Source organism: Streptomyces sp. NPDC002324, from assembly GCF_053593335.1.
On record NZ_JBSFCF010000017.1, the window covers coordinates 67,513 to 88,157 of the forward strand.

The following is a 20,645-nucleotide window of genomic DNA, read 5'->3' on the forward strand; positions in this document are numbered from 1 at the left end:
CCCTGCCCCGGCGGAGTTCGGCGCTACTCCCTGCCCGCGGAGGTGAACCGCATGTCCGCGTAGCGGTCGCCCGCCACCTGGGCCGCTATCGGTTCCAGCAGGGACATGTCGTCCTCGCCGAGGACGATCCGCGTGGCCGCCGTGTTCTCCTCCACCCGGCCCGGCTTGCGGGTGCCCGGGATGGGGACCACGGGAAGGCCGTGCAGGGGTGCCTGTCGCTGGACCCAGGCCAGGGCGATCTGGCCCGGGGTGGCGCCGTGGGCCTCCGCGACCTTGCGGACCGGGTCCAGCAGGGTCGCGTTGGCGGTGGCGTTGTCGCCGGTGAAGCGGGGCTGCTGACGGCGGAAGTCGTCCGCGGTGAGGTCCTCGGCCTTGGCGAAGGAACCGGTGAGGAAACCGCGGCCGAGGGGCGAGTAGGCGACGAGGGTGACGCCGAGGTCCCGGGCGGCGGGGACGACGCTCGCCTCGATGTCGCGGCTGAAGAGGGACCACTCGGACTGCAGGGCGGCGATGGGGTGCACGGCGTGGGCCGCGCGCAGTTCGGCGGCCGTGACCTCGCTGAGGCCCAACTGCCTGACCTTGCCCTCGCGGACCAGGTCGGCCATGACGCCGACGCTCTCCTCGATGGGCACCTCCACGTCACGGCGGTGCATGTAGTACAGGTCGATCACGTCGACGTCGAGGCGCCGCAGGCTGCCCTCGACGGACTCCCGTATGTGGGCCTCGTCGTTGCGGATGATCCGCCTCGCCGGGTTGTCGGGGTCGATCGCCAGACCGAACTTGGTGGCGATGACGACCTCGTCGCGGTGCGCCTTGAAGAAGGGGGAGAGGAACCTTTCGTTCTCCCCGGCGCCGTACGCGTGCGCCGTGTCGTAGAGCGTGACGCCCAACTCCAGGGCGCGATCCAGCGTGGCCCTGGACTCCGCCGCGTCCGAGGGGCCGTACGCGAAGCTCATGCCCATGCAGCCGAGGCCCTGTACACCGACCTCGGGGCCGTCGGCGCCCAGTCGTGCCTCGGCGATCCTGCCGTCGTCCGTCATGAGGCCCTCTCCGACGCCAGGGCCTGCCCGGCGTCAGCGTAGAAGTTGATCTTTCGGTCGAGCACGTTCAGGGTGTCCTGCAGCTCCGCGATCCGGGACAGGACGTCGTCCCTGGTCGACTTGAGCAGGTCGAAGCGCTCGGTGTAGGTGTGGTCGCCCTCGCGTACCAGCTCCGCGTAGCGGACCATGTCGGCGACCGGCATGCCGGTCAGCCGGAGCTTGCCGACGAGGTCGAGCCAGTCGAGGTCACGGTTGCGGTAGCGGCGCTGCCCGGTGTGGGAGCGGTCGATGTGCGGCATCAGCCCGATGCGCTCGTACCAGCGCAGCGTGTGCGCCGTCAGACCGGTGAGGTCCACGACCTCGCTGATCGTGTACCTGTCCTGCCCGTCCGGCCGCCGGGGCTTCAGCGGCGGACCGGCGCAACTGTCGGTACCGGCAGCACTCGTGGCACTCGTGGCACTCGGCGGACTCGTGGTCTCCATCACCGTCATGCCCCCCACGCTAAAACCTTGGAGTGCGCTCGAAGCAAGCGAATCCGGTGAGAAAACACGAGGACGTGACGTGATCCCACTGGTTGGCGTGCGGGCATGAGTCTCGTACGACGTGCCACGGCCGAGGACGCCCGGGAACTGCTCAGGCTGCGGCAGGTGATGATCGACTCCATGCGGGGTGCGGACCGCTCCACCGACTGGCACACCGAGTCCCTGCCCACCGTACGCCGCCGACTCGGCGACCCGGACGGGGACTTCGCGGCCTTCGTGGTCGACCGTCCGGAGCGGCCGGGCGCGCTCGCCGCGCTGGTGGCGGGCACGATCGACTACCGGATCGGGCGGGCCGGGAATCCGCACGGCGCGGTCGGTCACGTCTTCAGCGTCGCCACCGACCCCGGCGCCCGCCGCCGGGGGTACGCCCGCGCCTGCATGGACGCGCTCCTGGACTGGTTCCGTGAACGGGGGGCCGGTCACGTCCACCTCACCGCGTCCCCCGAGGCGGAGCCGCTGTACGCGTCGATGGGCTTCCGGCGCAGATCCGACCCCTTGATGCAGCTGGACCTGTGAGCCGCCTAGGCTCGTAGGCATGTCTCTGCAGAGCCTCGCCTTGATCGAGAACTGGCCGGTTCCCACGGCCGCCGCGGCCGTCGTACGGGCGGACGGAACCGTCCTCGGGACCCACGGTCCCCTCGGGCACCGCTTCCCGCTGGCCTCGGTCACCAAGCCGCTCGCCGCGTACGCCGCGCTGGTCGCGTACGAGGAGGGGGCGATCGAGCTGGACGAGGCGGCGGGCCCGGCGGGGTCGACCGTGCGGCATCTGCTGGCGCACACCTCGGGGCTGGCCTTCGACGAACACCGGGTGACGGCGGTGCCCGGGGAGCGGCGGCTGTACTCCAACGCGGGGTTCGAGGCGCTCGGGGACCATGTGGCCAAGGCGGCGGACATCCCGTTCGCGGAGTACGCGCGGCAGGCGGTGCTCGAACCGCTGGGGATGACGTCCACCTCCCTCGACGGTTCCCCTGCCAAGGACGGCGTCTCGACCGTCGAGGACCTGACGCGGTTCGCCGCCGAGGTGCAGGCGCCCCGGCTGCTGGACCCGCGCACGGTCGCGGAGGCGATGACCGTGCAGTACCCGGGCACGAAGGGCGTGCTGCCGGGCTACGGACACCAGAACCCCAACGACTGGGGGCTCGGCTTCGAGATCCGGGACTCCAAGGCGCCGCACTGGACGGGGACTTCGTCGTCGCCGGGGACGTTCGGGCACTTCGGGCAGTCGGGGACGTTCCTGTGGATCGATCCCGTGGCGGGGGTGGCGTGTGTCGCGCTGACGGACCGGGCGTTCGGGCCGTGGGCGGTGGAGGCGTGGACGCCGTTCACGGACGCTGTGCTCGCCGAAGTCGGGAAGAGTGCCTGATTCGTGAAGGAAGCGACAACTCTTCGACGGAATGCCCCGCCGCCCGGTCCGGTCGGCCCCAGGCGGCGATCCGTCCGCTAGCCTCCCCCGTGCACATCGGCCGCACAGCTTTCGGGGGGAGAACAATGGGCGAGGTTCGCGGGGGCGGGCAGTTCAGGCCGCTGGAGGCCGGTGACCCGAGGACCGTGGCGACCTACCGGCTCGCGGCACGGCTCGGGTCGGGCGGCATGGGCACGGTGTACCTGTCGTACACGCCGGGCGGCCACCCCATCGCGCTGAAGACGATCCGGCCCGAACTGAGCGAGGACCCCGAGTTCCGGCGCCGGTTCAAGCAGGAGGTGCAGGCCGCCCAGCGCGTGCAGGGCCTCTACACCGCCCCCGTCCTCGACCACGACACCGAGGGCTCACAGCCCTGGCTGGCCACCGCCTACGTCCCCGGCCCGTCCTTGCACGCGGCCGTCGCCGAGCACGGCGCGCTGCCGCTGAACTCGGTCCTGCTGCTGCTCGCCGGGGTCGCGGAGGCGCTGTCGGTCATCCACGGCGCGGGCATCGTGCACCGTGACCTGAAGCCCTCCAACGTGCTGCTCGCCGCCGACGGGCCCCGGGTCATCGACTTCGGCATCGCGCGCGCCGCCGACGCCACCGCCCTGACCGGTACCGGTGTCTCCATCGGAACCCCGGCGTTCATGTCGCCCGAGCAGGCGGCCGGGAAGCCGGTCACGCCCGCGTCGGACATCTTCGCGCTCGGCCAGGTCGCGGCGTTCGCGGCACGCGGGTCCGGCGCGTACGGCGACGGCCCCTCGCACGCGGTGCTGTACCGGATCGTCCACGAGGAGCCGGACCTGAGCGGTCTTCGTGACGAACTGCGGTTCATCGAGCGCTGCCTGGCCAAGGACCCGGCGGACCGCCCCTCCCCCGCCGAGGTCGTCGCCCTCTGCCAGGAGGCGTCGCCCACCCCGCTGGTCCAGTCGGGGTCCTGGCTGCCGGAGGCGATCGGCGCCGACATCACCCGGCGGGTCTCGGCGTCGGCGGACCTGCTGGCCGCACGCGACAAGGCCGCGGAGGGCGCGGCCACTTCGGCGGCCCAGGCTCCGCCGGCCACCGCGCCGGTGACCCACCTGAGCACGCCGTCCGTGGACCACGGCGCGCCGACGATGCACGCGGGGCCGACGCCGCACGCCGGGCCGGCGACCCCGCCCCCGCCGGGTCCGCCCTCGGCGCCGTACCACCCGCAGTCGGGGCCGCACACCGTGCCGACCGGGCACCAGGCGCCGTACCCGCAGCCCGGCGGCTGGCAGCAGCCGTACCCCCAGGGCCATCCGCAGGGACATCCTCGTCCGCTGCCCCTCCCGCCGCCGCGCAGCAAGGTCGGCAAGTGGATCGGCATCGGGGTGGCGGCGGTGGTCGGCCTGGGAGTGCTCGGGAGCTGCGCCTCGCTCGTGAAGGGCCTCACGGATTCGTCGAGCAGCTCCTCCGGCGGGACGTCGGCCGGCGGCAGTTCCTCCGGGTCCTCCGGCTCCTCCGGCTCCTCTGAGTCCAAGCCGAAGGCCGACCCGAAGCCGGTCACGTTCAAGGGCGTCAACATCCCCGGCAACTACTACGTGCGCTTCGCGGACTCCCCGCCCAAGCCCCTGGACAGCGAGATGGGCGTCTCGTACGAGGACGACGGGGACTTCTACTACTACTCGGACAGCCTGTTCGGGGAGAAGAAGCTGGGCAGCAGCAGCGAGAAGCTCGTCCTGCTGAACAACTCCCAGAAGGGCTCCCTCGAAACCTGCCGGAACGAGACCCGGTACACGGCCTCCGTCAAGCTCGGCCAGGTCGCCAAGGGCTCCCAGATGTGCGTGCGCACCAACTCCGGGCACATGGGGCTGGTCACCTTCCAGGGCGCGGCCGCGAGCGGCGACCCCAGCGACTACGTCTCCGTGGACATCACGGTGTGGCGCAACGCGGAGGAGCCGACCACCGAGAACTGACGGGACGTCAGTCGCCGAGCTCCCACACCAGCACCTCCGCCGCTTCCGACCCTCCGACGAGCTCCAGCCCCTTCTCGCCCGCCACCCGCACCGAGTCCCCGGGCCCCAGCCCATGCGGCCCGAGCCGTACGGCACCCCGCACGACGTGCACGTACGCCCGCGCCGCGTCCGGTACCTCGGCCCGCTCCCCCGCCGCGCCGAGCCGCCGTACGTGCAGCATGGCGCCCGCCTCCGGGACGGCGTACGGGGTGGAGTCGGCGATGCCGCGGACGATCTCGTACGCGGGGTCGCCGCCCGGGTCCAGGGGGGCCAGCCACATCTGTACGAAGGTGAGGGGCGCGCGGCCGTCGTTGCGCTCGACGTGCCGCACCCCGCCGGCCGCGCTGAGCCGCTGGACGTCACCGGGGCGGACGACCGTCTCGTGGCCGGCGGTGTCGCGATGGGTCAGCTCGCCCTCGACGACCCAGGTGACGATCTCGGTGTGACTGTGCGGATGCTCGTCGAACCCGGCACCGGGGTCGAGCCGCTCCTCGTTGCAGGCGATCACCGCGCCGAACCGGAGGTTGTCGGGGTCGTAGTGCGCACCGAAGGAGAACGCGTGCAACGAGGCGATCCCGGCCTCCGGATCCCCCCCGGGGTAGCGCGCCCCGGCGCGCCGCAACTCCATCACCCCTCCACGGTATCCCTCCGGTCGGTCCGTCGGTGGTGGTCGGTGTATGGAGGGCTCGCTTGGTGTGGGCGGTGCATGAGGCTCGCTTGGTGGTGGTCGGCGTATGTAGGGCCCCTCGGTGGCGGGCGGCCGATGTGGGGCTGGGCGGCATACGCGGGCCGGCGGCTCGCCGGGGGCGACGGCAGGCATCCTGGCTGACGGCACATCCGCCCGGGCGACGCGTCCGGGCCCACGGCGTACCGCGGCGCACCCGGGCCCACGGCATACGGGGGCCGGCGACGCGGCACACCGCCCTGGCGGTACGCCCGGCCCCGGCCGCCACCCCCAGCCCGTCCGGCGATCGAGGACGAGGCCGCAGGCCGACAGCGGGGGTCCGGGGGCGGCAGCCCCTGGCACACCCACCCCCCGGGCAGACTCGCACACCCGGCCCACACCCTCCGGCACAAGCGAGCGCAGCGATAAGGCAGTCTTGTCCCGTGCCCGAACCCGAAACCAGCAGGCCCGCATCCACCCCGCCCGTCCACGCGCACGTCGCGACCCTGAGGCGGCTGGAGAAGTCGTCCGGCAGTCTCGCCGCGCAGGCCATCGCGCGGATGGACGAAACGCTGCCCTGGTACCGGGCGATGCCGCCCGAGAACCGGTCGTGGATCGGGCTGGTCGCCCAGGCCGGTATCGCCGCGTTCACGGAGTGGTTCCGGCATCCGGACGCCCCGCAGGCCATCTCGACGGACGTGTTCGGGACCGCGCCGCGTGAACTGACCCGGGCGATCACGCTCCGGCAGACCGTGGAGATGGTGCGCACGACCATCGAGGTCATGGAGTCCGCCATCGACGAGGTGGCCGCGCCCGGCGACGAGAGCGTGCTCCGCGAGGCGCTGCTCGTCTACGCGCGGGAGATCGCGTTCGCGACCGCGCAGGTGTACGCGCAGGCCGCCGAGGCACGCGGCGCCTGGGACGCCCGCCTGGAGTCACTGGTCGTGAACGCGGTGCTCAGCGGTGAGGCCGACGAGGGCGCGGTGAGCCGGGCCGCCGCGCTCGGCTGGAACTCCCCCGACCATGTCTGCGTGGTGCTCGGCACCGCCCCGGACGGCGACAGCGAGCTGACCGTGGAGGCCATCCGGCGCGCGGCCCGGCACGCGAAGCTGCAGGTGCTGACCGGTGTGCTGGGCGACCGGCTGGTGGTGATCGCCGGCGGCGACAACAACCCGTTGCAGGTCGCGAAGTCGCTGATCGGGCCGTATGCGGCGGGGCCGGTGGTGGCCGGGCCGATCGTTCCCGACCTGCTGGCCGCGACCCGGTCCGCGCAGGCGGCGGCCGCCGGACTCAAGGCGTGTACGGCGTGGCAGGACGCGCCCCGCCCCGTTCTGGCGGACGATCTGCTTCCGGAGCGCGCGATCGCGGGGGACCCCAGTGCGCGCGAGCAACTGGTGGAGGAGATCTACAGACCGCTGGAGGAGGCCGGCTCCGCTCTCCTGGAGACGCTCAGTGTCTATCTCGAACAAGCCTCAAGTCTTGAGGGCGCGGCCCGCATGCTGTTCGTCCATCCCAACACCGTGCGCTACCGGCTCCGACGTGTGACTGACGTCACCGGCTGGTCACCCTCGGATGTACGCTCGGCCTTCACCTTGCGGATCGCGTTGATCCTGGGGCGTCTGGTCGATGGGGAACCCCAGCTCTAGGGTTTTGTCGAGGTGCTACAAAACCCCTACGTGTTCTTCGTCCCTGTCCTCACGGGCGGCCCGAGCCGTCCTCAAGAGAGAGTGTGAGAGTGCTCGTACTCGTCGCTCCCGGCCAGGGCGCCCAGACGCCCGGCTTCCTGACTCCTTGGCTCGACCTCCCCGGTGCCGCCGACCGCCTCGCCACATGGTCGGACGCCATCGGGCTGGACCTCGTCCACTACGGCACCGAGGCCGACGCCGACGCGATCCGCGACACATCCGTGGCCCAGCCGCTGCTCGTGGCGGCCGGTGGACTGTCCGCCCTCGCCCTCGGGAAATCCATCCTCGGGGAGGTGACCCCCGGCGCGGTCGCCGGGCACAGCGTCGGCGAGATCACCGCGGCCGTGTTCGCCGGTGTCCTCGACGAAACGTCCGCGCTGACCCTCGTACGCAAGCGGGGCCTGGCCATGGCCGAGGCCGCCGCGATCACCGAGACGGGTATGTCCGCGCTGCTCGGCGGCGACCCCGAGGTGACGATCCCGCACCTGGAGAAGCTGGGCCTGACCCCGGCGAACGTGAACGGCGCGGGCCAGATCGTGGCCGCCGGCACCCTGGAGCAGCTGGCCGCCCTGGAGGCGGACAAGCCCGAGGGCGTACGGCGCGTGGTCGCCCTCAAGGTCGCCGGCGCCTTCCACACGCACCACATGGCCCCCGCCGTGGACACCCTGGCCAAGGCCGCCGAGCAGCTGTCGCCCAAGGACCCCACGGTCACCTATGTCTCGAACAAGGACGGGCAGGCCGTCGCCACCGGCGCCGAGGTGCTCTCCCGTCTCGTCGGTCAGGTCGCCAACCCGGTCCGCTGGGACCTGTGCATGGAGACCTTCAAGGAGCTGGGCGTGACCGCGATCGTCGAGGTGTGCCCCGGCGGCACGCTCACCGGTCTCGCCAAGCGCGCCCTGCCGGGCGTGGCCACGGTCGCGCTCAAGACACCCGACGACCTCGACGCCGCTCGCGCGCTCATCGCCGAGCACCAGAATTAGGAGCCCTGGACCTATGTCGAAGATCAGGCCGAGCAAGGGCGCCCCGTACGCACGCATCCTCGGCGTGGGCGGCTACCGCCCGGTCCGGGTGGTGCCCAACGACGTGATCCTGGAGAAGATCGACTCGTCCGACGAGTGGATCCGCTCCCGCTCCGGCATCGAGACCCGGCACTGGGCGAACGACGAGGAGACCGTCGCCGCCATGTCGGTCGAGGCGTCCGGCAAGGCCATCGCCGACGCCGGGATCACCGCCGAGCAGATCGGCGCGGTCGTCGTCTCCACCGTGTCCCACTTCAGCCAGACCCCGGCCGTCGCCACCGAGATCGCCGACAAGCTCGGCACGGACAAGGCCGCCGCCTTCGACATCTCGGCCGGCTGCGCGGGCTTCGGCTACGGCCTCACCCTCGCCAAGGGCATGGTCGTCGAGGGCTCCGCGGAGTACGTCCTCGTCATCGGGGTCGAGCGGCTGTCCGACCTCACCGACCTGGAGGACCGGGCCACGGCCTTCCTCTTCGGTGACGGTGCCGGCGCGGTCGTCGTCGGCCCCTCCCAGGAGCCGCACATCGGCCCGACGGTCTGGGGCTCCGAGGGCGACAAGTCCCAGACGATCAAGCAGACGATCCCGTGGAACGAGTACCGGATCGGCGACCTGGAGAAGCTCCCGCTCGACAGCGAGGGCAACGTCAAGTTCCCCGCGATCACGCAGGAGGGCCAGGCGGTGTTCCGCTGGGCCGTGTTCGAGATGGCGAAGGTCGCGCAGCAGGCACTGGACGCGGCCGGGATCACCTCGGACGACCTGGACGTCTTCATTCCCCATCAGGCCAACGAGCGGATCATCGACTCGATGGTGAAGACACTCAAGCTGCCGGAGCACGTCACGGTCGCGCGTGACGTGCGCACCACCGGCAACACCTCGGCCGCCTCGATCCCGCTCGCGATGGAGCGGCTCCTGGCGACCGGTGAGGCGAAGAGCGGCGACACCGCGCTCGTCATCGGCTTCGGGGCGGGTCTCGTGTACGCAGCGACGGTCGTTACCCTCCCCTAGGCACCGCTGCCGGATCTTCGGTTCCGGCGCGGGAAAAACGCACAACCTGCCGCTGACGCGGCGGGCCGCCCACCCTCTGGAAACCAACGAAGGAGCGCCCGACATGGCCGCCACCCAGGAAGAGATCGTCGCCGGTCTCGCCGACATCGTGAACGAGATCGCCGGCATCCCGGTCGAGGACGTCCAGCTGGACAAGTCCTTCACCGACGACCTGGACGTCGACTCCCTGTCCATGGTCGAGGTCGTCGTCGCCGCCGAAGAGCGCTTCGACGTCAAGATCCCGGACGACGACGTCAAGAACCTCAAGACGGTCGGCGACGCGACCGCCTACATCCTCAAGCACCAGGCCTGATCCGCGGATCGGGTCGGACCGGTCCCTGACCGGGCCGTTTGCCCCGCCACCCGGCGGTGGCGCCGCTGAATCCTCGTAACCGTTGGAGAAAATTCCCGTGAGCTCGACCAATCGCACCGTGGTCGTCACCGGTATCGGCGCAACCACACCGCTGGGTGGCGACGCGACTTCCACCTGGGAGGGTCTGGTCGCCGGCAAGTCCGGCGTCGGTCCCCTGGAGCAGGAGTGGGCCGCCGACCAGGCGGTCCGCATCGCCGCACAGATCGCCGTGGAACCGACCGAGGTCATCCCCCGGCCGCAGGCCCGCCGTCTGGACCGCTCGGCGCAGTTCGCGCTGATCGCGGCCAAGGAGGCGTGGGCCGACGCCGGTTACACGGAGACCTCGGCCGACGACGGCACCGTCGACGCGGACCGTGTCGGCGCGGTCATCGCCTCCGGTATCGGCGGAGTGACGACGCTGCTCGACCAGTACGACGTGCTGAAGGAGAAGGGCGTACGCCGCGTCTCCCCGCACACCGTGCCCATGCTGATGCCCAACGGCCCGTCCGCCAACGTCGGTCTGTACGTCGGCGCGCGTGCCGGTGTGCACACCCCGGTCTCCGCCTGCGCGTCGGGCGCCGAGGCCATCGGCTACGCCATCGAGATGATCCGCACCGGCCGCGCCGACGTCGTGGTCGCCGGTGGCACCGAGGCCGCCATCCACCCGCTGCCGATCGCCGCGTTCGGCAACATGATGGCGATGTCCAAGAACAACGAGGACCCGCAGGGCGCCTCCCGTCCGTACGACACCGGCCGTGACGGCTTCGTCCTCGGCGAGGGTGCCGGTGTCGTCGTCCTGGAGTCGGCCGAGCACGCGGCGGCGCGGGGTGCCCGGGTCTACGCCGAGGCCGTGGGCCAGGGCATCTCCGCCGACGGCCACGACATCGTGCAGCCGGAGCCGGAGGGGCGGGGCATCGCCCAGGCCCTGAAGCACCTGCTGGAGAACACCGACCTGGACCCGGCGGAGATCGTGCACGTCAACGCGCACGGCACGTCGACGCCGGCCGGTGACATCGCCGAGCTGAAGGCGCTGCGGAAGGTGTTCGGTGACGACACCGACCACTTCGCGGTGTCGGCGACGAAGTCCATGACCGGGCATCTGCTCGGTGGCGCCGGCGGCGTGGAGACGGTGGCGACGGTGCTCGCGCTGTACCACCGGGTGGCTCCGCCGACGATCAACGTGAACGACCTGGACCCCGAGGCCGAGGCCAACGCGGACATCGTCCGTGGGGAGGCTCGGAAGCTGCCGGTCGAGGGCCGTATCGCCGCGCTCAACGACTCGTTCGGGTTCGGTGGGCACAACGTGGTGCTGGCGTTCCGGACGATCTGATTCGTTCGCCACGCGCGTGTGGCCCGGGTCCCTTTCAGGGATTCGGGCCACATCTGTGTGTGCGTCGTGTGTGCGTCGAAAGATGGAGAACCGGGGGGTCAGACCACCTGGTGCAGCCAACGCACCGGGGCGCCCTCTCCCGCGTACCGGAAGGGCTCCAGCTCGTCGTCCCAGGGCTTGCCGAGGAGCTTGGCGATCTCGGCCTCCAGGTCGGTCTCGCCGCGCTGGGAGCGGGTCAGGGCGGCCCTCAGGCGGTCCTCGGGGATGAGGATGTCACCGTGGATACCGGTGACGGCGTGGAAGATGCCGAGGTCGGGGGTGCAGCTGTAGCGCTCGCCCTCGGCGGTGGCGCAGGGCTCGGCGGTGACCTCGAAGCGCAGGAGGTGCCAGCCGCGCAGCGCGGAGGCGAGTTTGGAGGCGGTGCCGGCCTGGCCCTGCCAGGAGAACTCGGAGCGCCAGGTGCCCGGCGCGGCCGGCTGCCGGATCCAGTCGAGGTTCACGCGGGTCCCGAGAACGCCCGCGACGGCCCACTCGACGTGCGGGCACAGCGCGCGCGGCGCGGAGTGCACGTACAGGACTCCACGTGTCGTCACCGGGGCCTCCACAGAGCAGGACGGTTCGCTATTCGACGGATCGGCGGTGGCAGGGCGGCCACGTGGCGAGGCTACCGTGCGGCGGGGCAAGGAGTGTGACGTACCGTCGGAGCAGGGGTCAGGATGAACGCGGGTTTCACCCGAGGGGACGCCTGTGCGGATGGAACAGTTGCACCTTCCGTCGCGACGAACACCCGGCTCCGCCTTTCCGGGAACTCCCGCGCGTTGTCATGGGTGGGAGCTTGCACGTGTAGGACCGACCGAGGGGACCAGGGGATGCGGAAGCGACGCCACCGTTCGAGGGCGGTGTTCGGCGCGGCCTTGGCGGCGGTCCTGCTGGCCGTGTCGGGATGCGACGCCACCGGTGGCGACTCCCCCGGCCCCGAGGGAACGGGGTCGCGGGCGAAGCCCTCCCCCTCTCCCACCCCCGCCTGGGACAGCAGCCCCGAGTCGCTGGCCGCCGTCGGCGACTCCATCACCCGCGGCTTCGACGCGTGCCAGGTGCTCTCCGACTGTCCCGAGGTGTCCTGGGCGACCGGCACCGACGCCTCGGTCGACAGTCTCGCGTTACGGCTGCTGGGCGCGTCGGGGGCGACGCGCCGGAGCTGGAACTACGCGGTGACCGGGGCGCGGATGGCCGATCTGCCGAGCCAGGTGGCGCGGGCGGTCTCCCGTGAGCCGGAGCTGGTCACGGTGATGATCGGCGCGAACGACGCGTGCCGGGCGAGCGCCGCGGCCATGACCCCGGTCGCCGACTTCCGCGCCGACTTCGAGGACGCGATGACCACCCTGCGGGACAGCCTGCCCAAGACGCAGGTGTTCGTGGCGAGTGTGCCGGACCTGAAGCGGCTGTGGTCCGAGGGCCGTTCGAACCCGGTCGGCAAGCAGGTCTGGAAGCTGGGCATCTGCCCGTCCATGCTGGCCGACCCCGACCTCCTCACCACGGCGGCGGGCGAGCGGCGCGATGCCGTCCAGAGCCGGGTGGAGGCGTACAACGACGTGCTGCGCGAGGTCTGCGAGAAGGACCGTCACTGCCGCTACGACGGGGGCGCCGTCTTCGACTACCGCTTCGGACAGGCCCAGCTCAGCCAGTGGGACTGGTTCCATCCGAGTGTGGACGGGCAGGCCCGGCTGGCCGAGATCGCGTACCGGATCATCAGCAGGAAGGGCACGTGACCTGGGGTTCTGCCGTGGCCTAGGGTTTCGCTCATGAGTGAACTTTTCGGCACACTTCCCGACGGCACGCCCGTGCACCGCTGGACTCTGGAGCGGGGCGGCGCCCGGGTGCGGATCCTGACGTACGGCGGGATCGTGCAGTCGGTGGAGGTGCCGGACCGTCACGGGCGGGCGGCGGACGTGGTGTTGGGGTTCCCGGGCCTCGACGGGTACCTCCGTCACCAGGGGCCGTTCTTCGGAGCGCTCATCGGCCGGTACGCCAACCGGATCGCCCAGGGCCGGTTCACCCTCGACGGGCGCGTGTACGAGCTGGAGCGCAACAATCCGCCGAACTCGCTGCACGGTGGCTCCCGCGGTTACGACAAGCGCGTGTGGGAGGCCGAGGGGGTCGGGGGCGGGGCCGGGGTGCGGCTGACGCGCGTGAGCCCGGACGGGGAGGAAGGCTTCCCCGGGCGGCTGGAGGTCTCCGCGACGTACACGCTGGAGGAGGACGGGAGCGCGCTGCGGATCGCGTACGAGGCGGTCACGGACGCGCCGACGGTGGTGAACCTCACGAACCATGCGTACTGGAACCTGGGCGGGGCCGCGTCGGGCGCCGCCGGAGGGCACGAGCTGCGGATCGCCGCGTCGCGGATCACCCCGGTCGACGCCGATCTGATCCCGACCGGTGAACCGGCGGAGGTGACGGGGACGCGGTTCGACTTCCGGACGGCCCGGAAGGTCGGGAGCGGGTACGACCACAACTTCGTGCTCGACAAGGGGGTCACGGGGAGCGCGGAGGCGGTGGCCGAGCTGTGGGAGCCGGGGTCGGGGCGGGTGCTGAGCGTGGCCACGACCGAGCCGGGGATGCAGCTCTACACGGCTGACCATCTCGACGGGCCCTTCGGCCCCGGGGACGGGATCGCGTTGGAGACACAGCACTTTCCCGATTCGCCGAACCGGCCGCAGTTTCCCAGTACGGAGCTGCGGCCGGGGGCGGTATACCGGTCGGAGACGGTCTACGGGTTCGGGGTGCGTGCGTAGTTCACCGTCGCCCTGACGCGGCGGTCCTCGATCGAGCGGCCGGCCTCCACCTCGTACGAACCCTCCACGCACACCCATGTGTTCGCCGACTCGTCCCAGATCTCGAAGGCGCGGCGCGGAAGTCGGACGACGGCTTCCCGCGTCTCCCCGGGCGCCGCGCTCACCGTCGCGAAGCCCGCCAGCCAGCGGGTCGGGCGGTTGTCGTCGGGCGTCGTGGGGGCCAGGTAGAGCTGGACGGTCTCCCGGCCCTCGCGGATGCCCGTGTTGCGGACGCGTACCGTCGCCGTCGTGCCGGTGACGTCGAGGGACTCGTAGGTCCAGTCGGTGTAGCCGAGGCCGTGGCCGAAGGGGTACGAGGGTGTCGCGGAGTGCTTGTCCCAGGCGCGGTAGCCGATGAAGACGCCCTCGTCGTAGGGGAGTTCGCCGCCCGTGGGGGCGACCCGGGTGACGGGTGCCTCGGCCAGGGAGCCCCAGGTGGTGGGGAGCCGGCCGCCGGGCTCGTGGGCGCCGGTGAGGACGTCGGCGAGGGCGACGCCGCCCTCCTGGCCGGGGAACCAGGTGAGGAGGACGGCGGCGACGTCGTCGCGCCACGGGAGTTCCACCGGGGAGCCGGCGTTGATGACCACGACGGTGTCGGGGTTGGCGGCGGCCACGGCGCGGACCAGGTCGTCCTGGCGGCCGGGGAGGCGGAGGTCCTTGCGGTCGAAGCCCTCGGACTCGACGCGCTCGGTGGTGGCGACCACCACGACGGCCGTGTCGGCGGCGCGGGCGGCCTCGACGGCCTCGGCGATCAGCTCGTCGGGGTCGCGCTGAGGGTCCTGGTGGCACAAGGAGAAGGCGATGGCCTTGAAGAGGGCGTCGGCGGGAAGTGCCGTGACGTGGGTGAGGGAGACCTCGACGGGGGTGTCCGCCGTCAGCTCGACCCGGGCGCGGGGGACGGGGGCGCCGAAGAACGTCACGAAGGGGTCGTCCGTGTCGGTGGTCTGCACGTCGTCGAAGACGGTCGTGCCGTCGACGGTGAGGGTGAAGGCGCCCAGGCCCTTGATGCCGAAGGTGTGCGTGCCGGTCTCGCGCGGGGTGAAGGTGCCGGTCAGCTCGACGGTGTGCAGGGCCTCGTGGGTGACGCCCTCGGGGAGGTCCGCGCCCATCCACTGGAGCTGGCCGCTCGGTACGGAGCCGGTGCCGAGGACCGTGCCGGTGGTGTCGCGGCAGACGGCCCGAAGGGTGAATCCCTTGTCGGCCACGCCGAGTTCCTCGTTGGGGTCCGCGCCGACGGCGTAGGTGAGGGCGCCGTCGGGGAGGGCGGCGGTGAGGCCGTCGAGGGGGGAGACGACGCGGGAGGGGAAGACCGTGGCGGAGCCGCCGCCGAGGACGCGTGCGTCGCGGGCCGCCGCGCCGATGAGGGCGACCTTCGCGCCCGGCTTCAGGGGCAGGGCCGCCCGGCCGTCCCGCACGTCGTTGCGGACCAGGACGAAGGAGCGGCGGGCTATCTCGCGGGCCAGCGCCTCGCCGTCGACGGGGGCGGGCAGTTCGGTGACCACCGGGTCGGCGCCCTTGAGGATGCCGACGCGGGCGGCCAGGCGCAGGACCCGGCGGACCGCCTCGTCGACCTCCGACTCCGCGACCTCGTCGGCGCGGACGGCTGCCGCCAGGGGCTCGCCGTAGACGGTGACCGGGCCGGGCATGGCGACGTCGAGGCCGCCGGTGAGGGCGTCGGCCGTGGAACGGGCGGCCATCCAGTCGGAGACGTTGAAGCCGTCGAAGCCCCACTCGCCGCGCAGGACCTCGTTCACGAGGTAGCGGTGCTCGCTCATCGTGGTGCCGTTGACCGTGTTGTAGGCGGTCATGATGCCCCAGGGGTGGGCGTTCGCCACGATCGCCTCGAAGGGGGCCAGGTACAGCTCACGCAGGGCGCGTTCGGAGACCAGGTTGTTCACCGTGAAGCGGTCGGTCTCGGCGTCGTTGGCGACGAAGTGCTTGACGGTGGTGCCGACCCCGCCGGCCTGCACGCCGGTCACATAGCCCGAGCCGATCTCGCCCGTGAGGTAGGGGTCCTCGCTGTACGCCTCGAAGTGGCGGCCGCCGAGCGGGGAGCGGTGCAGGTTGACCGTGGGGGCGAGGAGGACGTGGACGCCCTTGCGGCGGGCCTCCTGGGCCAGCAACACCCCTGCCCGGCGGGCGAGTTCGGGGTCCCAGGTGGCGGCGAGAGCGGTCGGGGACGGCAGGGCCACGGACGGGTCGTCGGCGGTCCAGCGCACTCCTCGCACACCGATCGGACCGTCGGACATGACGAGGGAGTCGAGCCCGATCTCGGGCAGCGCGGGCAGGGTCCACATGTCCTGGCCGGAGAGCAGCCTCGCCTTGGCGTCGAGGTCGAGCTTGGCGAGGGCCGCCTCGACGGCCGCCTCACGGGCCTCGTCGGCCGGATCGGGGTGTGTGCCCGCCATGGGGTCCTCCTGGGTTCGGGTCCGTTCGGTCCGTGCGGTTCGTCCGTGAACCACCCCCATCGTGCATCCGTTACCTGTAGAGCGGTAGGTTTCGTTATCTTTACGTTACTTTCAGGCCTGGGGGATGTCGTACGGTGGCGCCATGAACGCCAGGGCCAGGAGTGTGGAGCGGCGGGCGGAGATCGTCCGGGCCGCCCTGGAGGTGATCGCCGAGCGCGGCTACCGGGGGGCGAGCCTGGCGGCCGTCGCCGAGCGGGTCGGGCTCACCCAGCAGGGGCTGCTGCACCACTTCCCGACGAAGGAGGCACTGCTGGTCGCGGTGCTCCACGAACGCGACCAGTGGGACGCGGTGCCGAACACGGCGTGGCGGCTCGATCTGCTGGCCTCGCTCGTGGAGTACAACGCGATGCGGCCCGCCATCATCCAGACCTTCTCGGCGCTGCTCGGCGAGAGCGTCACGGAGGGGCATCCGGCGCGCGAGTACTTCACCGAGCGCTACGACCGGGTCCGCGCCACCATGGTGCAGGTCCTGCGCGACGAGTACGGCGACCGGCTGCCGAGCGGACTGACGCCCGAGCGCGGGGCGCCGCTGCTGGTGGCCGTGATGGACGGCCTGCAGTACCAGTGGCTGCTGGACCCGGGGTCCGTGGACATGCCGGGTGCCTTCCGGGACTTCCTGACACTGCTGGGCGAGGACGTGGGCTGAGACCGGCCGTTGTGGCGCGGGCGGGGCACACCCCTGGGTACCGAACCGCGTACGACCGGACATCGCATCCCCGCGCCGCATGGCGTACGCCCCTTCCGTCACGCGATACTGCCGCCGTCCGGAGCGACACCCCCCACGGCACGACAGCGACGGAAGGACCCGACTCCCTTGATATCCCCACTGACCTCCCGACGGGCACGCGCGGCGGCGACAGGTCTGGCGGCCCTGCTGGCCGGTCTCTGCGCCCCCGTCTCTCCCGCCTCGGCATCCGCCGCGCCCTCGGCCGATTCGGCGGCGTCCCCCACCGTCGAGGAGCGGCGGCTGGAGCGGGCCGTGCCCCAGGAGATCCTTCGGCGCTCCGGATTCGACGCCGTGGCACCGGAGTTCGGGCGGGCCCTGGCCGGCGCGCGGTCGTACGCGCAGGCCGAGCGGATCGTCGTACGCCAGGGTGCGCGGTTGTGGACGCGGGCCGTGGACCGGGCGCAGGGGCGTGGGCCGGCGGGCGGCGATCTGAGCCGGGACGACGACCGGCCGCTGTACTGGGCGCGGTTGGGGATGACGCGGGAAGTGCGGGGGTGGGAGCCGGAGTTCGGGCTGTCGGACGGACAACGCGCTGCGCTGCTGGGTGACTTGGAGCGGGCCTCGCGCGGCCAGGACTCCGTGCGGTACCCGCAGGGCGGCAAGGGGATGAAGCGGCTTCTCGTCACCGGCTTCGACCCGTTCACGCTGGACCGGGACGTGCGGATCTCCAACCCGTCCGGGGCCACGGCGCTCGCTCTCGACGGCACGGTGATCCGGACCGCCGACGGGCCGGCGCGCATCGAGACCGCCGTCTTCCCGGTCCGCTGGCAGGACTTCGCCGACGGCACGGTCGAGCGGACCCTGCGGGGGTCGTTGCCCCGCGTGGACCTCTTCGCGACCGTCAGCCAGGGCCGGGTGGGCCGTTTCGACATCGAGCGGACCAACGGGGCCTGGCGCGGCGGCTTCGCCGACAACGACAACATCGGCCGCACCGGAACCGTCCCGGTGACCGACCCCGCCACCCAGCCCCAGTGGACGACCACGACCCTGCCGTACGCGGACATCGTCGCCGCGGACACGGGCCGCTTCCCGGTGTACGACAACACGAGCGTGACCGAGATCCCCGCGGGCGGCACGGCGGCGGTCGTACGGCCGGACGGGCCGACGCCGGGCTCGACCGCGCGGGCCGGGGGCGGCGGCGACTACCTCTCCAACGAGATCGCCTACCGGGCGACGCTCCTGCGCGACCGGCTGGGGCTCGGTCCCCGGCTGCCGGGCGGGCATGTGCACACGCCCGTCCTGCAGTTCGGCGCCGGCAACACGGACCCGGCGACCGGGGCGGTGACCGATCCGGAGTTCGTGCGGAACCGGCTGGACATCATCGCGCAGGTGCGGGCGATCGTGACGGTCGCGATGGACGCCGGCGCGACGGGATCCGGCGCAACGGATTCCGGTACGACGGATTCCGGTACGACGGGGGGTTCGCGAGGCTGAGGCCTCCGGCCGTGCGGGGGGACACGGCGACCGCGAGGGGCTCGTTCAGGCACCGACCCCGGGCTTGCGGAACATACCGCGCTGCTCCGGGACCTGGTTGCGTTCGTCCTCGCCGGTCGTCTCCTCGCCCAGCAGGTCGCGGGCCATGAGGGTGGCGCCCGCGACCGCGCCCGGCATCAGGAAGACGGCGACGAACGGCACCAGGAAGGCGATGCCCAGTGGGGTGCCGAAGCCCCAGATCATGGTCTTGCGGGAGCGCAGGAGGGCGAGGCGGGCGCGGAGTTCGACGCGGCGGCGCTGGAGGGCGACGGCGGTCAGTTCCTCGGTGAGGAAGAAACCCGTCACCATGAAGCCGATCACGGGGACGACCGTCTGGCCGACGAACGGGACGAAGCCGAGGCCGAACAGCAGGAGGGCCCACAGCAGCGCCCGTACGACGATACGGAGGCTGTCCCGGCCCGAGATCCACAACTCCCGCCACAGCGGCAGGCCGGACTCCGGGGCGGTGCCGTCCGGGGAGACGTCCCGGTCGACCTTCTCCGAGAGGTTCTCGTAGAAGGGCTGGCCGATGAGGAGGGTCACGGCGGTGAAGGTGATGACCGCGAGGGCCAGGGCGAGGGCGAACAGCACGGCGGTGAGCAGGCCGCGGAAGAGGCCGGCCCAGGGGCTGGACCAGTCGTCCGCGAAGGGGGTGGCCCAGGTGACGAAGTCCGGGCCCCAGACGCCGAGTGCCACCAAGGCACCGAGGTAGAGGACGAGTGTGACCAGGCCTGGGATCAGGCCGAAGCCGTACTGCTTGCCGTGCCTGGCCACCCAGCGTTGGCCCTGCACGAGGTACTGGAAACCCACCCCGAAATCACGCATGGGGCAAATTTTACCCAGCGGGGTTCCTTCGGGGTCCGCGGCCCTCAGGGAGCGAAGGCTCCCTGAGGCGCGAAGGCCAGCTTCGCGAAGCGTTCGCCGATGAGGCGGTGGGTCTCGGCGTCCGGGTGCAGGTCGTCCGGGAGCGGGAGGGTGGCGGCGTCGGACTCGCCGTAGAGGCTGAGGCCGTCGAGGTGGTGGAGGGCGGGGTCCTCGGGGGCGCGCCGGGCCACGATCGCCGCGAGTTCCTCGCGGATGACCCGGAGGGTGAGCCTGCCGGGGGTTATGTCGTCCGGGTCGCCCATGGCGCGGAAGCGGAGCAGCCCCTCGGCGAGGTCGGTGAAGTCGGGGGCGCTGGGGCCGGGGGTGTCCTCGTGGATGGGGCAGAGGATCGGGGAGACGACGAGGAGGGGCGTGGTGGGGTGGCCGTCGCGGATCGTGTCCAGGAAGCCGTGGACGGCGGGGGCGAAGGCGCGCAGCCGCATCACGTCGTGGTTCACGAGGTTGATGCCGATCTTGACGCTGATCAGGTCGGCGGGGGTGTCCCGGATGGCGCGGGCGGTGAAGGGGTCGAGCAGGGCGCTGCCGCCGAGGCCCAGGTTGACGAGGTCGACGTCGGCGAGGGAGGCGGCGTGGGCGGGCCAGATCTCGGTGGGGCCGGCGGCGTCGGAGCCGTGGCTGATCGAGCTGCCGTGGTGCAGCCAGACCCGGCGGCCCCGGTCCGGGGCGGGCTCGACGGGGGCGTCGGTGCGCAGGGCGAGGAGTTCGGTGGTCTCGTTGTGCGGGAGCCAGATCTCGACCGTCTTGGCGCCGGCGGGGAGACCGGTGAAGGCCACGGTGCCGGGTGGGCCGGGGCGGTGCTCGGACCGTCCGGTGGTCATGTCGAGGGTGATGGTGTTGCCGTCGGGCACGCTCGCGCGGGCGGTCAGCCGGCCGTCGACGAGAAGGTCGTACAGGCCGTCCGGGCGGGGCGGGGCGCCCACGTAGGCGCGCTTGGTGCGCAGGGCGTCCAGTTCGACGGCGGTGGCGCGGGTGCGGAAGACCAGGCGTACGCCGGAGGGCTGGGACTCGACCACGGCCAGCTGCGGATCGGTGCACTGGGCGCGGGCCCGGGCCGGCAGCCGGTGGGGCAGCACGCCGTGCTCGGTGCGCTCCAGCTCCAGGGCGCCGCGCAGGAGGTCGGCGGTGATGGGGGTGGTGATCCAGTGGGGGTTCGGGGGGTGCTCGGGGTTCTCGGAGTGCGTGGGCATGACCTGACCTGACGATCGG

General features: G+C 72.1%; 19 protein-coding genes. 12 read left to right on the top strand and 7 right to left on the bottom strand.

Annotation, left to right across the window (positions count from 1 at the left end):
• Positions 1-23: 23 nt before the first annotated feature.
• On the bottom strand, positions 24-1,040 hold the full coding sequence (locus ACWCRJ_RS22590) for an aldo/keto reductase (RefSeq protein WP_450940953.1): 1,017 nt from the start codon (positions 1,038-1,040) through the stop codon (positions 24-26).
• Positions 1,037-1,531, bottom strand: a complete 495-nt coding sequence (locus tag ACWCRJ_RS22595; RefSeq protein WP_450940954.1) for a MerR family transcriptional regulator — start codon at positions 1,529-1,531, stop codon at positions 1,037-1,039. Before ACWCRJ_RS22595 ends, ACWCRJ_RS22590 begins: the two co-directional genes overlap by 4 nt.
• 96 nt (positions 1,532-1,627) lie before the next feature.
• Here ACWCRJ_RS22595 and ACWCRJ_RS22600 point away from each other — a divergent pair, with 96 nt between their 5' ends.
• The 3 genes from ACWCRJ_RS22600 (at position 1,628) to ACWCRJ_RS22610 (ending at position 4,921) form a co-directional block, all read left to right on the top strand.
• Positions 1,628-2,098 (top strand): GNAT family N-acetyltransferase, encoded by a 471-nt coding sequence (locus tag ACWCRJ_RS22600; RefSeq protein WP_450940955.1) that lies wholly within the window; start codon positions 1,628-1,630, stop codon positions 2,096-2,098.
• Between the two features lie 19 nt (positions 2,099-2,117).
• A complete protein-coding gene (locus tag ACWCRJ_RS22605; RefSeq protein ID WP_450940956.1) occupies positions 2,118-2,945 on the top strand; it encodes a serine hydrolase domain-containing protein in 828 nt (275 codons plus the stop codon).
• A gap of 125 nt (positions 2,946-3,070) precedes the next feature.
• Positions 3,071-4,921: a serine/threonine-protein kinase gene (locus tag ACWCRJ_RS22610; RefSeq protein WP_450940957.1), complete on the top strand. Its 1,851-nt coding sequence runs from the start codon at positions 3,071-3,073 to the stop codon at positions 4,919-4,921.
• A gap of 7 nt (positions 4,922-4,928) precedes the next feature.
• Here the strand turns inward: ACWCRJ_RS22610 and ACWCRJ_RS22615 are convergent, their stop codons facing one another.
• On the bottom strand, positions 4,929-5,588 hold the full coding sequence (locus ACWCRJ_RS22615) for a pirin family protein (protein WP_450940958.1): 660 nt from the start codon (positions 5,586-5,588) through the stop codon (positions 4,929-4,931).
• A gap of 479 nt (positions 5,589-6,067) precedes the next feature.
• Between ACWCRJ_RS22615 and fasR the strand changes: the two genes are divergently transcribed.
• The 5 genes from fasR to fabF all read left to right on the top strand — a co-directional run bounded on the left by fasR (position 6,068) and on the right by fabF (position 11,055).
• Entirely contained in the window at positions 6,068-7,270 is a 1,203-nt protein-coding gene (gene fasR / locus ACWCRJ_RS22620; RefSeq protein ID WP_005478789.1) for a fatty acid biosynthesis transcriptional regulator FasR, read from the top strand.
• Between the two features lie 89 nt (positions 7,271-7,359).
• Entirely contained in the window at positions 7,360-8,289 is a 930-nt protein-coding gene (locus ACWCRJ_RS22625) for an ACP S-malonyltransferase (RefSeq protein ID WP_450940959.1), read from the top strand.
• A gap of 13 nt (positions 8,290-8,302) precedes the next feature.
• Positions 8,303-9,334, top strand: a complete 1,032-nt coding sequence (locus ACWCRJ_RS22630; RefSeq protein WP_450940960.1) for a beta-ketoacyl-ACP synthase 3 — start codon at positions 8,303-8,305, stop codon at positions 9,332-9,334.
• Between the two features lie 103 nt (positions 9,335-9,437).
• Positions 9,438-9,686 (top strand): acyl carrier protein, encoded by a 249-nt coding sequence (locus ACWCRJ_RS22635; RefSeq protein WP_200307446.1) that lies wholly within the window; start codon positions 9,438-9,440, stop codon positions 9,684-9,686.
• 97 nt (positions 9,687-9,783) lie between these two features.
• Positions 9,784-11,055: a beta-ketoacyl-ACP synthase II gene (gene fabF, locus ACWCRJ_RS22640; protein WP_020115354.1), complete on the top strand. Its 1,272-nt coding sequence runs from the start codon at positions 9,784-9,786 to the stop codon at positions 11,053-11,055.
• Between the two features lie 98 nt (positions 11,056-11,153).
• Here the strand turns inward: fabF and ACWCRJ_RS22645 are convergent, their stop codons facing one another.
• Complete coding sequence (locus ACWCRJ_RS22645; RefSeq protein WP_037704450.1) at positions 11,154-11,648, bottom strand: DUF3145 domain-containing protein; 495 nt, start codon at positions 11,646-11,648, stop codon at positions 11,154-11,156.
• 276 nt (positions 11,649-11,924) lie between these two features.
• Between ACWCRJ_RS22645 and ACWCRJ_RS22650 the strand changes: the two genes are divergently transcribed.
• Together ACWCRJ_RS22650 and ACWCRJ_RS22655 are read left to right on the top strand one after the other, a co-directional pair.
• Entirely contained in the window at positions 11,925-12,824 is a 900-nt protein-coding gene (locus ACWCRJ_RS22650; RefSeq protein ID WP_450940961.1) for an SGNH/GDSL hydrolase family protein, read from the top strand.
• Positions 12,825-12,857: 33 nt separating this feature from the next.
• Positions 12,858-13,847 (top strand): aldose epimerase family protein, encoded by a 990-nt coding sequence (locus tag ACWCRJ_RS22655; protein WP_450940962.1) that lies wholly within the window; start codon positions 12,858-12,860, stop codon positions 13,845-13,847.
• On the opposite strand, the gene ACWCRJ_RS22660 is transcribed toward ACWCRJ_RS22655, so the two are convergent.
• A complete protein-coding gene (locus ACWCRJ_RS22660; RefSeq protein ID WP_450940963.1) occupies positions 13,823-16,294 on the bottom strand; it encodes a glycoside hydrolase family 3 protein in 2,472 nt (823 codons plus the stop codon). The genes ACWCRJ_RS22655 and ACWCRJ_RS22660 overlap by 25 nt on opposite strands.
• 124 nt (positions 16,295-16,418) lie before the next feature.
• Between ACWCRJ_RS22660 and ACWCRJ_RS22665 the strand changes: the two genes are divergently transcribed.
• Both ACWCRJ_RS22665 and ACWCRJ_RS22670 read left to right on the top strand, forming a co-directional pair.
• Positions 16,419-17,000 carry a TetR/AcrR family transcriptional regulator gene (locus ACWCRJ_RS22665; protein ID WP_450940964.1) on the top strand — a complete coding sequence of 194 codons (582 nt, stop codon included), beginning with the start codon at positions 16,419-16,421 and terminating at the stop codon, positions 16,998-17,000.
• 168 nt (positions 17,001-17,168) lie between these two features.
• Entirely contained in the window at positions 17,169-18,515 is a 1,347-nt protein-coding gene (locus tag ACWCRJ_RS22670) for a pyroglutamyl peptidase (RefSeq protein WP_450940965.1), read from the top strand.
• A 45-nt stretch (positions 18,516-18,560) separates the two neighbouring features.
• On the opposite strand, the gene ACWCRJ_RS22675 is transcribed toward ACWCRJ_RS22670, so the two are convergent.
• Together ACWCRJ_RS22675 and ACWCRJ_RS22680 are read right to left on the bottom strand one after the other, a co-directional pair.
• Positions 18,561-19,379, bottom strand: coding sequence for an EI24 domain-containing protein (locus ACWCRJ_RS22675; RefSeq protein WP_450940966.1), 819 nt, complete (start codon positions 19,377-19,379; stop codon positions 18,561-18,563).
• Between the two features lie 44 nt (positions 19,380-19,423).
• The gene (locus ACWCRJ_RS22680; RefSeq protein ID WP_450940967.1) at positions 19,424-20,626 is read right to left on the bottom strand and encodes a GDSL-type esterase/lipase family protein; all 1,203 of its coding nucleotides are present in this window, start codon (positions 20,624-20,626) and stop codon (positions 19,424-19,426) included.
• Positions 20,627-20,645: the final 19 nt, after the last annotated feature.

Excerpts from the sequence above, each read along its gene's own strand:
- ACWCRJ_RS22590 (WP_450940953.1), bottom strand. The coding sequence starts at position 1,040 with ATGACGGACGACGGCAGGATCGCCGAGGCACGACTGGGCGCCGACGGC.
- ACWCRJ_RS22595 (WP_450940954.1), bottom strand. The coding sequence starts at position 1,531 with ATGACGGTGATGGAGACCACGAGTCCGCCGAGTGCCACGAGTGCCACG.
- ACWCRJ_RS22600 (WP_450940955.1), top strand. The coding sequence starts at position 1,628 with ATGAGTCTCGTACGACGTGCCACGGCCGAGGACGCCCGGGAACTGCTC.
- ACWCRJ_RS22605 (WP_450940956.1), top strand. The coding sequence starts at position 2,118 with ATGTCTCTGCAGAGCCTCGCCTTGATCGAGAACTGGCCGGTTCCCACG.
- ACWCRJ_RS22610 (WP_450940957.1), top strand. The coding sequence starts at position 3,071 with ATGGGCGAGGTTCGCGGGGGCGGGCAGTTCAGGCCGCTGGAGGCCGGT.
- ACWCRJ_RS22615 (WP_450940958.1), bottom strand. The coding sequence starts at position 5,588 with ATGGAGTTGCGGCGCGCCGGGGCGCGCTACCCCGGGGGGGATCCGGAG.
- ACWCRJ_RS22630 (WP_450940960.1), top strand. The coding sequence starts at position 8,303 with ATGTCGAAGATCAGGCCGAGCAAGGGCGCCCCGTACGCACGCATCCTC.
- ACWCRJ_RS22635 (WP_200307446.1), top strand. The coding sequence starts at position 9,438 with ATGGCCGCCACCCAGGAAGAGATCGTCGCCGGTCTCGCCGACATCGTG.
- ACWCRJ_RS22650 (WP_450940961.1), top strand. The coding sequence starts at position 11,925 with ATGCGGAAGCGACGCCACCGTTCGAGGGCGGTGTTCGGCGCGGCCTTG.
- ACWCRJ_RS22655 (WP_450940962.1), top strand. The coding sequence starts at position 12,858 with ATGAGTGAACTTTTCGGCACACTTCCCGACGGCACGCCCGTGCACCGC.
- ACWCRJ_RS22660 (WP_450940963.1), bottom strand. The coding sequence starts at position 16,294 with ATGGCGGGCACACACCCCGATCCGGCCGACGAGGCCCGTGAGGCGGCC.
- ACWCRJ_RS22665 (WP_450940964.1), top strand. The coding sequence starts at position 16,419 with ATGTCGTACGGTGGCGCCATGAACGCCAGGGCCAGGAGTGTGGAGCGG.
- ACWCRJ_RS22675 (WP_450940966.1), bottom strand. The coding sequence starts at position 19,379 with ATGCGTGATTTCGGGGTGGGTTTCCAGTACCTCGTGCAGGGCCAACGC.
- ACWCRJ_RS22680 (WP_450940967.1), bottom strand. The coding sequence starts at position 20,626 with ATGCCCACGCACTCCGAGAACCCCGAGCACCCCCCGAACCCCCACTGG.